Genomic DNA, 13453 nt, shown 5'->3' on the forward strand with positions numbered 1-13453 from the left:
CGTGACACGAGCTGCAGAATTCGGCTATGGCTGCGGCGCCCTTGCGCACGGGCCTGTAGCTCAATGGTTAGAGCCGGCCGCTCATAACGGTCTGGTTGCAGGTTCGAGTCCTGCCGGGCCCACCACGCATTCCGCTCGAACCTGCGGTTTTACCGTCGGCACAAGAGACGCCGCTTTATCAAGGACTTAGCGGGCCGCGGCTCGCCTGTGTCGCTGAACCTGCGTCTCCGGGTGGTTAGATTTGCTTCGCCGGGACTTCCGTCTCCGATGCTCTCCAGAAGTGATTCCCGAATCCACCGAGCATCGCCGCGGGCGTTGAGGTTGACCGGTCAGCTCTGATCCGGCGTGCTTCTCATCCGGCGAAGAGCAAGGAGATGCAGCCCGCCTCCGGCCGCAACGCAGAACAGGATGACGGCGAGGCAGGCCGTGATGGATGCGCCGCTCGTTAAGGCGACCAGCTGGCTCACGAGCCCGCCCGAGATGATGCCGGCCCCAACGACGTTCAGCCACGTCGAGGTAAGTTGTTGCTGGTGTTGGTTGTGCATCCGGATCTCCTGAGCCGGATGAACGCTATAGGATTATATGCTTGAAGTCAAGGAACTCAGGCAATCTTTCCTAAGCCGATCCCGAGCCTCTTCCGCTGCTCCGACCAGGCCAGCGGGGGGTCGGTGAGATCGCGAAGCGCGATCCCATGCGGAAGCCGGCCCGCGATGGCGGCTTCCACGATGTCCGGCGCGAGGCTCGCAAGCGAGAGGGTGGCGTTCACCTGGCGTCGGGAGCAGCCCTCCCGGTCCGCGATCGCGTCCGGGCCATCGATCTTGCCGGTCGCGAGTTCGTCCAACCAGCGGCGCCCCTTCGCGATGGATTGCAGCAGCGTCGCGCGGGTCTCGACCCGCATCGGTCGTGCGGGACCGTCCAGCCCGGGCACGGCGATCACCTCCCGATGTCGTCGCGAGGACGAGGAGCGCCAGGGTATGGTTGTGCAATCAGGCTCTTCGTCTTGGAGGTGGGTGCTCAGCCTCACTCGGATCGCGTCCGGGCCGATCTCGATCCGGGCGACGGAGGCGGTGATGAGGTCCTGGTCGGGTGCTTCGGACAGGAGACGGTTCCGGAGAGCGGCGAGCACGACCCCTTCGATCTCGGCGGCAGCAACCCGCCGAACGGATCCGGCATCGGCGGGGTGCCCATCGATCAAGGCTCGGCTGACATAATAGCGGTATCGGATGCCAGCCTTCCTGGCGTGGCTCGGGCTCATCAGGTTCCCGCGATCATCGAAGAGCTTGCCGGCGAGGAGCGCGCCGGAGCGGCCGCCTCTGACCGGCTCACCATTCCGCTGCTCTGTCAGCTTCGCCTGCACGGCCTCGAACAGCTCGCGATCCAGGATGGCCGGGTGCTCGGCAGGATGGACCGCTCCCTTGAAGGTGATCTCGCCGAGGTAGAAGCGGTTGCGAAGCAGGTAGGCGAGCGGGCCGCGCGTGAACGGGATCCCGCCCCGGACCCGCACGCCATCGCGGATCAGCGCCTTCGTGACGGTGCCGCGCTCACGCAGGTCGACCAGGAGCTTCCCGATCGAGCCGAGCTCGAGATAGCGCCGGAAGATCAACCTGACCTGCTCGGCTTCCGCCTCGACGATGGCGAGCTTCTTGTTCTCCACCCGGTAGCCGAGCGGGACATTGCCGCCGACCCAGAGCCCCCGGCGCTTGGAGGCCGCGATCTTGTCCCGGATGCGCTCACCCGTGACCTCCCGCTCGAACTGGGCGAAGGAGAGCAGCACGTTCAGCGTGAGCCGCCCCATGCTGGTTGTCGTGTTGAACGCCTGGGTGACGGACACGAACGACACCCCGTGTGCATCAAAGAGCTCGACGAGCTTGGAGAAGTCCGCGAGACTTCGCGTGAGCCGGTCGACCTTGTAGACGACCACCACATCGATGCGGCGGGCCTGGAGGTCCGCGAGGAGCTGCTGCAGGGCGGGTCGGTCCAGCGACCCGCCCGAGAAGCCGCCATCATCGTAGCGGTCGCGGATGAGACGCCAGCCCTCATGCGCCTGGCTCTTGATATAGGCCTCCGCCGCCTCGCGCTGGTTGTCGAGCGAGTTGAACTCCTGGTCGAGCCCGTGCTCGGTCGAGACCCGGGTGTAGATGGCGCAGCGAAAAGCAGGACGAGCGCTCACCGGGCAATACTCCGATCCTGTGGTCCCTTGACGTTCTCCTTCTGTCTCAGGCCGAAGAAGCGCGGCCCGGACCACTTCGTCCCGGTGATCGCGAGAGCGACCTCCGAGAGGCTGCCGTAGGTTCCTCCGTTCCAGGCGAAGCCCTCAGACAGTGTCATCACGTGGTGGCGCACCCCCTGCCACTCGCGGACCAGCACGGTCCCTGGCTTCTCCTGCCGTTCCGGCACGGGCACGGCACCGCCCTCCCCGATCCGGTGGAGAAGCCGAACGCTCTCGCGCGAGAGATCCCCGAATGCCTCCGCCTGGATGCGGTAGGCAAGCATCCGGAGAAGCAGCGCGGCCGATACGTGCCTCGGGGCAGGCTTGCCCGTCAGGGCCCGCCAGCGAGCGCGCAAGGCGACCGCGTCAAGGTCGCGCAAGCTAGCGACCTCGGCCTCGACGGCCGTCACCGCACGGCTCATCCCGCGACCGCCTGGACGCTGTCAGCCACGCCCCTCCCACGGCGTCGGCGCGAGCGGGTCTTCGTCGTGGCGGCGCTGGGTGTCTCCGCGTCGGCTTGCTCCGGCTCCGCCTCAATCGGACCGGCAGTCACGGCGATCCGGTAGGTGCCGGTCCCATCCGCACGTGTGCTTCTGGTGAGAGCTGTGCCGGCCGAGCGGAGCCGCGACAGCGCTGCCCTGGTCGTATGTGGGAGCCAGCCGGTTGCATCCATGAGTTCACCGATGCTCGCCCCCTCCCCTCGCCGCAGCAGATCCAGGATCATCGTCTGCTTGGTGGCAGGACGCGGCGTGGCATCTGTCTCTCCGTTCACCCGCTTCTGCCGCGGCGGGCGAAGCCCGACTGCCCGGTACCCAGCCGGGGTGAGCGCGTGCCCGCCATCACCGACGCGGATCAGCCCGTCGCGCTCGAACCGGCCGAGGAGCCGCTGCCGGGTTGTGGGCTTGGTTGCCTCCGGAAACTCGAGAGCGCCTCCCCGTCCAGCGGCCTCCACCAGGATGGCTGTCTCAGTCTTGCTCAGCGTGATCATCTCTCTGCTCCAACCCGGGATCAGCCCCGGCACCGACCCGGCCCCGCAATCGGCCAGAAGGCCGGCGGGGCGGAGGGAGGAGCAGGCCTAACACTGCTAAGCGGGAGCGGAGCGCTCCGTCTCCCGGCCCATGCGGCTCAGCAGGCACATGGCCCCATGCAGGGTGCTGACCTGATGAAGGAGTTCGTCAAGATCCATCGCGATCCGGACAGCTTCGCGTTCCGAGCCGCTCTCGGCACACGCAACCGCCCCCTTCGCGATCGCGGCCGCCTCCGTCAGCCTGGTGCTGATCTCGGTCAGGCATCCCGTGATGCTTAGGCCCGCAGCGCTCATTCGTGTCTCCCGTCACCTCGACGGACAGCACTGACGCTCTGTTCGCGACGACAGTCCAGCGGAAGAGCGAGGCCATGCTACAAGGTCGCAGAAGACAGGGGGCGTGCGCCTTGAAGCCGTCCGCGAGGGGCAAACTTGACCCATTGCAGGCATCGGGAGCGTCCGCTCTAGGGCGGGCTGACTGGCGGTTCAGCCAACCAACCGATCTGACCCTTAGCCGAAGTTGGCAGGGTCGGGTTCGGGGCAGGAAGGCAAGCGTGGCTGAGCCTCAAGACGGTTCAGACGTTCGCCGGGCATTCGGGACTGAAAATGACGATGGACCGTTATGGGCACATGTTCCTGAGCGAGGATAACCGGGCGGCAATAAATCGGTTGGCACCGACACTAACACCAGAGTAGATAATCGTTTCACTTGCTATACAAGCAGCCTGCTTAAATATATTTACGGTAGTCAGAGCTGACGGACTGACCTTCGTTTATGTATTTCAACACCTCACCAACCTTCCGCGCCGCGCGGATAGGTATAGGGAGTCGCTGGTTCATCTGGGTAGAATTCCAGTTTATCTTCGTCAGCGAGAGAATTTCCTCGGCGACCTGGGCCGGGGTGCTGTCGCTGCTTTTGTGCGGGCACAGCAGCAACGGGTGCGGCACGTATAGGCCCGGATAGGTGCCGTAGTACGGGATGCTTCCGTTCGTATAGAGCAGGCCCTTCCCGTCGAGCTCAACGAACGTTCCCCGCAGCACGGGGTAGTCTCCGTCGCGCAGGATTTTCACGCTGTAGGATTCCTGCACCCAGACGAGGTCGCGCAGTTCCGTCTCCGCTTCGTCGAGCGCGCGCAGAATGCCATCCGCTTCCTCGTCGCGGAACCGGGAGGTTTTAAGGATGATCACGCGCGCAGGCGCATGCTTGTGATGATCCCGGTAGGCGCGCAGCGCGTTCCGCACGAGGGTATAGGCGTCCTCTTCCGTCATGTAGGGATGGCGGCCGCGCGATTCCGTCTGGGCGCGGTTACCCTTCAGGATGAAGCCCTTGCCGCGTTCGTCAAACATCTGGGCGGCGCTGGTCCAGAGCTGCTGCCCGCTCACGTCCCGGTAGAAGCTGACGCCGATGTAGCACGCACGGAATTCGCCCTGTTTAGGCAGACGGCGCCACGGAATGCGCCCGGTGCCTTTGTAGTACAGCGTCGCCATCAGGTTCCATGTACGGCCTGCCTCGTTCTGGATCTTGCGCTCACTGCTCTCCTTGATCTTGCGCGGGATCTTCGCGCTCTCGTCGATCACATCCTCCCACACGATCTGGATGGGAAAGGTCAGCGGCATCGCCCGCGCCTTGAGAAGGCCTCGGAAATTCGGCGCGTCCGGCCCGCCGCTATCGTCCTTCTCGGTCGTGCTCTCCGCATCAGTCCGCGCGTTCCAGACGCGTTCTATCAGCGCGACGGGAAGCGCGATGATCGCGACGTCCGGGCGGTCGCCACTATCGTCGAGCGATTGCAGCTGCGCCAGGATCGCCTCGACCGCCATTTCGACCGCTTTCGCATGATCCGGCTCTTTGACGATTTTCTCGATCTGCGCCTTGCTCAGGGCCCGCGTAGCTCCTGCTGAGACATCGAATTCGCAGCGGAACGGATTGCGGTTCCTCAGACCGGGAAAATTCGGGTGCATGTTTGGATGCGTTTCGGATTCCGATTCAAACCCGTCGGCGGCGCGCTGCAGATAGTTTCTGGTCGACTCGACGGTCTTGGCGTCGCCGACGACGCCGATGCGGACCTTGTCGCCGAGCGGCGCCTGGAGTGGCCCCGCTTCGGTCAGGCCAAGGCGCGGATCGGAATGGCTGTGTTCGCCGCCGAACTCAAGCAACGGCTCGTCGAAGATGCGGCTCTCGAACTTCATGAGGGGATCAGCTCCGGCTGGCCGCCGGACGCCTTTCCTTTCGCCTTGGGCTTTCCCCACACGTCTTCCGGTACGGTCGTGGGGAGGTCGATTTCGGGGAAGGGGTCGAACCGGAGCACCGGCGGTGGAGCGTCGTTGTCCGACGCGAACAAGCCGGTATCCCGCCGCTCGTATCCGGTGAGAAAACGGTGCCACATGATGACCTGCCCGCGCAGCGAGGCGTTGTTGTCGAGGCGCTTTTTCCCGGACAGCAGGGCGTGCGGGTAAGAATGGCGCTGCAGGCCGTCAGTCGTGAAGTGATAGGTCGGGTTCACCATCAGGAACCACTGGTCCATCAGGCACTCGAATCTCGGGATAAAGGCATGGTGGCGGACGAAGGAGATCTTCTCCGGCGTCTTTGGATGCCGGACGACATTGACGACGTCCGCCTCGGTCTTGTTCTTCGCCGAACGATACTGGAACGTCCGCGGCTGATTGCGCTCCAGCGCCTGGAAGTAGAGGAGTTTGCCGTCCTTATCCCAGGCCAGATCATTTCCGAATTGGTGGCGCAACGTCTGACGGAGGAGAAATGAAAAGTTGTTCTGCTCGTCGATATCCTGGTGAAACGCCAGTTCGCGCGTTTCGACTGCCTCAACCTGGTCGAGATCTACGATCGCCCGGGTCGATGCGATCCGGGGGTCGTGAAACGACCAGAACGCCCCATCCCGTATGGTCCAATCGAAGCGCGGCGGCTCCTGCTGGTTGAAGAGCTCCGCTATCGCGCGTTTGCTCTCGTAGGGAGACGTGGCGACGAAGATCTCGGCCGGCAGCACCACGGGCAACAGATTGACGAGGGCCGTCTCCCCGCCCCGCAGCGGTGGCACGTAGTACCCGAAGCCGGCCTTTGGAACGGTAAGCGCTGCCAGCCGGTCAACTGCGTCGCGGTTCAGCACGTCGGTCGCCTTGCTGAACACGAGCCGCCGGGTTTCCGGCCCGAGGCCGGCATTGACCGGCTGCCAGAAGAAGGTTTCATCCCTTTCGCGGTAGAGAACCAAGATCACCGGGAGATTGGAATTATTCCAGTAGTCGAGATCCTTGTTTTCCAGCAGGTAGGAAAATCCTGTGTCGTTTTCGCCTGTATAGTTTCCGGTTCGCGTGGATTTTACCTGCACCGCGATCATGCGCGCAGAAGGCTCGCCTTCGATCATTATCTCAGCGATGCCGTCGATCCCGGCCTCCAGCCTTGATCGCGGATCGAACTGGAACCCGAACGAGAGGAAGCGCTTCCGAACCGCGGCTTCCCCGAGTTCGCCAATCAGCTGGTTGTCTGTGATCCGCTTCGGCATCCCGCAAAGATAGAACATTCTGGCAACAAAGCGTAGGGGTACCATCGCTGCCGGTGGACGGGTCATCTCGGCATTCGGGTTTGGGTACGATGCGCATAGACCCTGGGCGCATCTCTTCGCGTATTACATGGTTGGTACATGGCAATATCAAATAGACAGCAGCACGCAACGTCTTTAGTTTTATTGACATCGCAGACGCAGTTCATAGCAGAACGGCAGCTTCCCAGACGCTGAAGTTCGGGCATTGAGCGTGCAGGAATCCGCTGCGCGACAGCACTTTCTTCGCTATTACGATTGCGAGCGAATCTCGAAACATGTTCCGGCAATTTCCGTATAAGTTCAATCGGTTACAACTTTCCGGCGCCCGCTCTGAGTCGCTCACAAAAACTCTATGGCATATAAACGTGACATGAAATCTGATCTCTTGGGTGTTGCCGCTGTTGGACGGTCATTGACCGATGAAAAGAGAGAAACCCTTTATATGCCGTGCGTTGCGTCGATCGCGCGCCCATGCGTCGAGATCGAAATGCTACGGAGAGAGGTGTGCAACCACCGGATCAAAGTAGTGTCACAGATTCGATGTCCAGCCCATACGCCGCTTTGAATTGACGACGTATAAAAGCACGCACCTCCGTCTCGCTACCAGACGAAGACAGCCAATCGAGGTCGAAGACGAAGGGTCCCGGCTTCGTGATCCACTGGTCAGCAAGTTCGAACAGGACGTTGTGTCCGTAGAAATCGTTGAAAGTATCGTACACGTTCTTCTCGTCGCGCCATTTCTGGATGCGAGGATAGATCGTCTCACCCTCCTCTTTATCGGTGAAAAGCGCACCGTGTTTGTCGAACATCTCCACTTGGCTCTGACCGAGATTGTCACCCGCGAGCCATGCGCCGGGCCAGCAGAAGAATTCGGGACAGGTCACCTTGTCTTCCTGGAAGGCTAGGAAGTGGGCGAGCAGGTGACGAAGTACGAAGTTCTCCGGCTGGAACACGTACCGTTCGTACTCGCCTCGCAACCCTGCGAATGGGCCGGCGAACCAATTCGAGCAACGCTCCGCGATCTCCATGGGAGAGCGATCACCCAGCACATGACACAGCGTCTCACTGACGGTGACGTACTCGTCCCGGCTGTAGTCTCTCACGGCACTCAGCAATTCGGGGTGCTTCAAGGCGACCACCCGGCAGTATCGAGAGAAGCGAGCCGCCGGCGTGACGTGCAGCATGAAGTGCTCGTGATTGTTCCCTAGTTCGAACGGAAATCCGACGCCCGGGTTCAGCGCCAAGTCGCAGATCAGCAGGAAGAGACCGATTCGAGGATCGTCGGGCCGATCGGGAGGAGCGGCTTCGGTGAGCTTCAGGAACTCACGGAAGGCCGTCTCATAGACGCCGTGGAGTAGACCGAGTGAGCGATAATCATCGATGGACAATCGGTGCTCACACGCATGGGATAGAAACTGGATCTGAGCGAAGCAGGCCTGGCCTTCGAAGATCTCTCGCGTACCGAACGGCCAGAGCCCCACCGGTGAGCCATAATAGTATCCATCCACGCGGCGCTCAGTGAGCTCGTGGAAACCGACCGCCCAATCTCTCGGATGATCGAAGGTCGCGTAATCCTTGTCGACGGTCGACGCGAGCTGATTGACGGTGTGGGCGTACGTCATGTGGAATGCGTGCCCGACCGTTTCGAACAACGCATTCTCGGCAAAGTATTTCGTTGCGTCCGGGCCATGGGAATACGCCCGGAAGGTCATCAGATCGAAGTGGTTATTGACGATGGTGTTGGCTAACCCACTCGTAGTGCCGTAACCGGTAGGGCCGCTGCGCCCGAGATGCGCGGCTTGTTGGACCACGGATTTCTTGAACCCGTCGCGCGTGACCAACTCCTTGAGATGGAAATGCGTGGCGTGAGACCGAACGGGATAGTTCAGGCTGAAGATCAGGCCGTGGGTCGTTCCAATGTGTTGCCACCAATGGATCGTCTCATGGAGCAGTGTGGACATCGCCTTCGCGCCCTCGAAGCCCAGCGCGCCGTTCGTCTGAATGCCCGGCTCGTGCGAAGCAAGGATCCGATGCACGACCGGGGAGAGCCGAAGGACGAATTGCTCTGTAGAGTACAGACCATGCGCGTTCGTGACGGAATCGAATCGCCCGGTCGTCGGCGTGCAACGGAAGCGATAGTCAGGGAGAAAGGTATCGGCGGCGTCTTCCATGTCGAATTCGTCACTCGAAGAACGTGGGCGGCCCGGATCCCGCGATCCGTGCACCATCCCGATCGTAGATTCCGGCGATGTCGTCGATCGGATCCATCGTCACGAAGAGATCTCGGCCATCGGAGAGCGGTCTTCCACCCTCGGGATCGAGCGCGAAGCGCATCTCGCGTTGATGGGCGAATTGGAAGTCCTTCGACTTCGACGCGCTGAGCGGTTCACGAGGCGGATACCAGGGATCGAAATAGTCGGTTGGAAATAGGGACTTGGTGGCATGCGGTACGCTGGCGTTCAACGCGGGAAGTGCGCGCGTCACGAACGCGTCGGGATCGAAGATGACGAGAAACCCGTCTCGAAGCGGATCCTCTCCGGGGAACTCGACGAGGAGACGCGGATCGAGATCGCTACTGAACGAGCAGAACCAGTAGGGGAGGCTCTCGAGCTGCAGACCACGAGCGCTCACGCGCCGTCGGGTGAACGAGACATCCCCGATGGGATCGACCCTCGTGCCGTCCTGCAATGTCACGCTCAGGACCTGGCCGGGTCGCCGATAGGATTTTCCCATCTCGTCGTCGGCGCGGGAGAGTTCGTGCCCGGGCTCAATGTATCGGCTCGCAGGTACGAACCGTAGGACGCCTCCGAGCGTGTCCTGCAGCCATTTCGTCTGGCTGATACGAACCAGCATACGCTTCCCGCCCGCGGCCACGCCTCGGAACTCCGGCCGAAGCCGCGGCAGCGCAGCGAGCGTCGTCGTCTCAGGAAGTGAAATACCGCGTTCGGCGAACTCGAGCGACGTCCAATGTCGGGCGCGTAGCCACCACCAGGGGCTCAACCATCCGCGTTCCACGGGCAGGTCGTCGCGCCCGGTCAACCCATCGTCGAGATACTGGATGTTTCGATCGAGCCGCTCGAGACGCTCCCGAAGAGCGGCGTTCGTAAGATTCCGGAGATTTCGTCCCATTCGGCCAGCGATGAACGTCCAGAGCTCCTGATCGTAACGAGGATCATTGCGCCGGACGTCTAGGACCCTTTCCACGCTCACCGCTCTGTCACCCCACATCCCGACCAATTCATCAAGCTACGCATATTATCCGAACTCGTCATGCCAGGTTTCGGCTCTGCGCGGCGGGAGCTGCGTCATCGGCCCGCTCGGCTAGATCCTCGTCTATCCGTCTCTAACCAGGCCAAAACTCTGCATGCCGAACTCGGCATGGCGAATATCGCACGAGGAGAACAGGATTAGATGTCATCGGCAACTACGCGCAGCCCGACATTTCAAGCATACAGGTGAACGAACGGTCGGATCTGCCTAGTGCGGTCCACTGATAGCTGTCTTGATCGTTATTTTGTTGAGACAGCCGACAGCAGCTCTTTCGCGGCACCCCTTGCCGCATCGTGCGATGCCTTCTTTGCATGTCTGGTTTAAGGCAAAGCTACACCGAAACGTCGATTGTCAGATCCGCTCACGGGCGTTCGCTCGGAGCCTGCTATTGGCGCTGCTGAGACGGTCGTCGTCAGCGTAGGTTCTCGACCAGAAAATCCACGAAGGCGCGGACTCGCGCCGGCGTACCTGCCCCTCCAACGAAAACAGCATGGATGTGCTCGACGTCTCCTGGATTGAACTCCTCGAGAAGACGCACGAGCCGACCGTCGGAAAGCTCCTCCCCGACGCTGAACGCGCCAACCCGCGCGACACCCACTCCTGCTGCTGCGAGTTGACCGAGAGTCTCGCCATTATTCGCGACGATGCTCCCGCCCACCGACAGCGAGAAATCCATGCCATCGCGGCGGAATGGCCAAACAGGTTCAGCACGGCGGAAGTTGAAGTTGAGGCAGTTATGCTGGTGGAGATCTTCCGGCGCTTCAGGCGTCCCGTGCCGAGCGAGATAGCCTGGTGAGGCGACGATCACGCGCCTGGTCTCACCAATCCTGCGCGCAATGAGCGCGCTGTCTGGAAGCGGGCCGAAGCGGACCGCGACGTCGGCTTCCCCGGCTGCCACGTCGACCAGAGTGTCGGTCAACGCGATGTCGATCAGGATGTTCGGGTAGAGCTCAGCGAATGCTCCGAGTATGGGCACGACGCAGAGCCGCCCGTGCGACAGAGCGGCACTGACGCGAAGGCGACCGCGAGGAGAGCCCTGATCGGCGATCTGCTGCTCCGCGTCATCCAAGTCGGCCAAGATGCGACGCGCCGCCTGCACGTATGAGCGTCCTTCAGCCGTGAGTGTCAGGACACGAGTAGAGCGGAGCAGCAGCCGCACCCCAAGCCTCGCTTCAATGCGGTCGACCGCGCGGGCGACCGCGGACGGGCTTAGATCTAGGTCTCGTCCCGCCGCCGAAAAGCTCCCCCGTTCAGCGACCCTGGCGAACAGCGCCAGCTCACGCGCCCGATCGGCCCCGCTGCTCATTTTTGCGTTCAACGCAGCAATCCTTCGCGTTGGCCGAGGGTACCGCAGCTCTCGGTGCGCCGGCATTTATGCGCACCAGTAGCAGTCAGCAGGCTAACATGGATATCGGCAACTCAGATCCTCGGACGTCGTCGCGAACTGGCGCGCTTAATGAGGGGTCGAGATCGTCCAACCTCGGCGTGATCGCCCTGGCTGCGGGGGCGTTCGGCATTGGGGTAACCGAGTTCGCCCCGATGGGTCTTCTGCCCGTGATCGCCAACGATCTGGGCGTCACGATACCGTCAGCGGGCCTCCTCATCAGCGCTTATGCCCTCGGCGTTCTGATCGGCGCGCCGTTGATGACTCTCACGACCGGCCGCGTTCCAAGAAGAACCCTGCTCGTCGGACTGGCCGCGATTTTCACTCTCGGAAACCTCCTGGCCGCGGTCTCGGACAGCTACGGCACTCTTCTCGCGGCGCGCCTGCTGACCTCCTTTAATCACGGGGCGTTCTTCGGCGTTGGCTCGATCGTGGCTGCGAGCCTCGTCGCTCCGAACCGCCAGGCTAGCGCAGTCGCCGCCATGTTCATGGGCCTGACGATCGCCAACGTCGTTGGCGTTCCGCTGGCCACGTGGGCCGGAGAGCATCTCGGCTGGCGATCGTCCTTCTGGGGAATCTCGGCGCTCGGCATCGTCATCATGGCCGCACTTCGGCTCACGCTTCCCGACATGCCGGTCCCGGCAGGCGGCAACGCGCTTGCTGAGTTGCGTGTCCTGAAGCGCGGCAGCGTCGTCGGTGCGCTGGCCCTCACAGTGGTCGGGTCGAGTGCCATGTTCACCGTCTTCACCTACATCGCACCGATCCTGCGTGAGGTGACCCAAGCTTCGCTTCCGTTCGTGACGGCTATGCTCGTGACGTACGGTATCGGTCTCACGGTCGGTAATTGGCTCGGTGGCAAGTTCGCGGACCGCTCCGTCGACCGCACGCTCATCATCACGCTTGCGTCGCTCTCAGCGGTGCTTGTTGCCTTCGCGGCCCTCATGCCGTTCGGAGCTCCCGTCGCGGTACTGATATTTCTATGGGGGGTCGCAAGCTTCGCGCTGGTGCCACCGCTTCAGGTCCGCGTTATGACCGCCGCCGCTGACGCGCCGAACCTCGCGTCTTCCGTCAACATCGGCGCGTTCAATCTCGGAAACGCTCTTGGCGCAGCTCTCGGCGGAGGCGTGATCGCGCTCGACCTGGGTTACCCAGCCGTCGCGTTAGCCGGAGCCGCCACCTCGGCCATTGGGCTTGTCGCCTTCCTGCTCGCAGCACGGAGTAGTGAAGTGTCTGCCGAACAGCAGCTCTGTCGCGCTTGACGGTCCGCTTTCGGGGACAGGAGCAACGTCAGCTCATGGCGCGCCTAGGATGTGAGCCCTCTACGTTCCTGTTCACTCCAGCGAGCCCGGTTTTCCTCGTCGACGGAGGTCGACCCGGTTGCGGTAGGCGGACGTTAAGGCGAAGACACGCGCCAAAGCTGTCTGCCTACCTGAACACGGAGGCGTTGCTCAGGTTCATGCCCCTGGCGATCTCGGCCGCTCCGGCGAGGCCCACATGACGGACGAGCGGATCGGCATGTCGATGCGCAAGGAGCCACTCGGACCCGCGCCGCCGAAACACTAGCGTCACGCGAAGCGACCAATCCTGCTCCGGCAAGCCTCCGACCTCGGCGACTTGTCGTTCGATGGCCGCAAGCACGACCAGATCATCCGCGACGTAGGCCCCCAGAAGCTCGAAGCTCGTCGTACCGGAGGTGAAGTTCCGCGAAAGCTTCGCCAGGTTCTCGTCCGAGCTTTCGAAGCCACGCGATGGCTGCCCGCCGAAGGGCGCCATCAGCAGAATGTCGTCTGCGAGAGGGAGGTGAGACGACCAGGCTTTCATGTCACCACGCGTGAAAGCGGCGTTTCCGTCGGCCGCCCTCCGGACCAGGGCCTCAACAATCTCCTGCCCCCGAGAAGTCGCCGAAGCGTGGGACTGCGTGCCGGAGAGGCTGCTGGCCGTGATGCCTGCCAGGATGGTCCGTCGTGTACTCATGGTCGTGTCTCCTGAACTCGGCACCAAGATGCGGCTCGGTT

Annotated in this window: 12 protein-coding genes and 1 tRNA gene; 2 read left to right on the top strand and 11 right to left on the bottom strand. The window is 62.5% G+C overall.

Annotated features, from left to right (window positions below):
* The first annotated feature begins 49 nt into the window (after window positions 1-49).
* Window positions 50-125 (top strand) — tRNA-Ile (locus ACO2SS_RS27460).
* A gap of 204 nt (window positions 126-329) precedes the next feature.
* On the opposite strand, the gene ACO2SS_RS27465 is transcribed toward ACO2SS_RS27460, so the two are convergent.
* From ACO2SS_RS27465 to ACO2SS_RS27510, 10 genes are all read right to left on the bottom strand, one after another.
* The gene (locus ACO2SS_RS27465) at window positions 330-545 is read right to left on the bottom strand and encodes a hypothetical protein (protein ID WP_423281054.1); all 216 of its coding nucleotides are present in this window, start codon (window positions 543-545) and stop codon (window positions 330-332) included.
* Window positions 546-601: 56 nt separating this feature from the next.
* Entirely contained in the window at window positions 602-2170 is a 1569-nt protein-coding gene (locus tag ACO2SS_RS27470; RefSeq protein ID WP_423281055.1) for a recombinase family protein, read from the bottom strand.
* Window positions 2167-2631, bottom strand: coding sequence for a DUF2924 domain-containing protein (locus ACO2SS_RS27475; protein ID WP_423281056.1), 465 nt, complete (start codon window positions 2629-2631; stop codon window positions 2167-2169). The genes ACO2SS_RS27470 and ACO2SS_RS27475 overlap by 4 nt, the downstream gene beginning before the upstream one ends.
* Window positions 2628-3197 (bottom strand): DUF3489 domain-containing protein, encoded by a 570-nt coding sequence (locus tag ACO2SS_RS27480; RefSeq protein ID WP_423281057.1) that lies wholly within the window; start codon window positions 3195-3197, stop codon window positions 2628-2630. Before ACO2SS_RS27480 ends, ACO2SS_RS27475 begins: the two co-directional genes overlap by 4 nt.
* Window positions 3198-3293: 96 nt before the next feature.
* Window positions 3294-3530 (bottom strand): hypothetical protein, encoded by a 237-nt coding sequence (locus ACO2SS_RS27485; RefSeq protein ID WP_423281058.1) that lies wholly within the window; start codon window positions 3528-3530, stop codon window positions 3294-3296.
* Window positions 3531-3962: 432 nt separating this feature from the next.
* Window positions 3963-5420, bottom strand: coding sequence for an argonaute/piwi family protein (locus ACO2SS_RS27490; protein WP_423281059.1), 1458 nt, complete (start codon window positions 5418-5420; stop codon window positions 3963-3965).
* A complete protein-coding gene (locus ACO2SS_RS27495) occupies window positions 5417-6811 on the bottom strand; it encodes a DUF4365 domain-containing protein (RefSeq protein WP_423281060.1) in 1395 nt (464 codons plus the stop codon). The genes ACO2SS_RS27490 and ACO2SS_RS27495 overlap by 4 nt, the downstream gene beginning before the upstream one ends.
* 491 nt (window positions 6812-7302) lie before the next feature.
* Window positions 7303-8955: a hypothetical protein gene (locus tag ACO2SS_RS27500; protein WP_423281061.1), complete on the bottom strand. Its 1653-nt coding sequence runs from the start codon at window positions 8953-8955 to the stop codon at window positions 7303-7305.
* Window positions 8956-8965: 10 nt separating this feature from the next.
* Complete coding sequence (locus ACO2SS_RS27505; RefSeq protein WP_423281062.1) at window positions 8966-9913, bottom strand: hypothetical protein; 948 nt, start codon at window positions 9911-9913, stop codon at window positions 8966-8968.
* A 553-nt stretch (window positions 9914-10466) separates the two neighbouring features.
* Complete coding sequence (locus tag ACO2SS_RS27510; protein WP_423281066.1) at window positions 10467-11360, bottom strand: LysR family transcriptional regulator; 894 nt, start codon at window positions 11358-11360, stop codon at window positions 10467-10469.
* A 29-nt stretch (window positions 11361-11389) separates the two neighbouring features.
* On the opposite strand from ACO2SS_RS27510, the gene ACO2SS_RS27515 reads away from it, so the two are divergent.
* A complete protein-coding gene (locus ACO2SS_RS27515) occupies window positions 11390-12697 on the top strand; it encodes an MFS transporter (RefSeq protein ID WP_423281064.1) in 1308 nt (435 codons plus the stop codon).
* A gap of 166 nt (window positions 12698-12863) precedes the next feature.
* On the opposite strand, the gene ACO2SS_RS27520 is transcribed toward ACO2SS_RS27515, so the two are convergent.
* Window positions 12864-13453 (bottom strand): YybH family protein (locus ACO2SS_RS27520; RefSeq protein ID WP_423281065.1); only part of this gene is annotated, 590 nt, incomplete at its 5' end.

It is taken from the genome of Enterovirga sp. CN4-39 (assembly GCF_049446235.1).
Taxonomy (GTDB): Bacteria; Pseudomonadota; Alphaproteobacteria; order Rhizobiales; family Beijerinckiaceae; genus Enterovirga.

Bases quoted from the DNA above. Each gene is read 5' to 3' on its own strand.
- ACO2SS_RS27465 (WP_423281054.1), bottom strand. From the start codon at position 545: ATGCACAACCAACACCAGCAACAACTTACCTCGACGTGGCTGAACGTC.
- ACO2SS_RS27475 (WP_423281056.1), bottom strand. From the start codon at position 2,631: ATGAGCCGTGCGGTGACGGCCGTCGAGGCCGAGGTCGCTAGCTTGCGC.
- ACO2SS_RS27480 (WP_423281057.1), bottom strand. From the start codon at position 3,197: ATGATCACGCTGAGCAAGACTGAGACAGCCATCCTGGTGGAGGCCGCT.
- ACO2SS_RS27485 (WP_423281058.1), bottom strand. From the start codon at position 3,530: ATGAGCGCTGCGGGCCTAAGCATCACGGGATGCCTGACCGAGATCAGC.
- ACO2SS_RS27490 (WP_423281059.1), bottom strand. From the start codon at position 5,420: ATGAAGTTCGAGAGCCGCATCTTCGACGAGCCGTTGCTTGAGTTCGGC.
- ACO2SS_RS27495 (WP_423281060.1), bottom strand. From the start codon at position 6,811: ATGACCCGTCCACCGGCAGCGATGGTACCCCTACGCTTTGTTGCCAGA.
- ACO2SS_RS27500 (WP_423281061.1), bottom strand. From the start codon at position 8,955: ATGGAAGACGCCGCCGATACCTTTCTCCCTGACTATCGCTTCCGTTGC.
- ACO2SS_RS27505 (WP_423281062.1), bottom strand. From the start codon at position 9,913: ATGGGACGAAATCTCCGGAATCTTACGAACGCCGCTCTTCGGGAGCGT.
- ACO2SS_RS27510 (WP_423281066.1), bottom strand. From the start codon at position 11,360: ATGAGCAGCGGGGCCGATCGGGCGCGTGAGCTGGCGCTGTTCGCCAGG.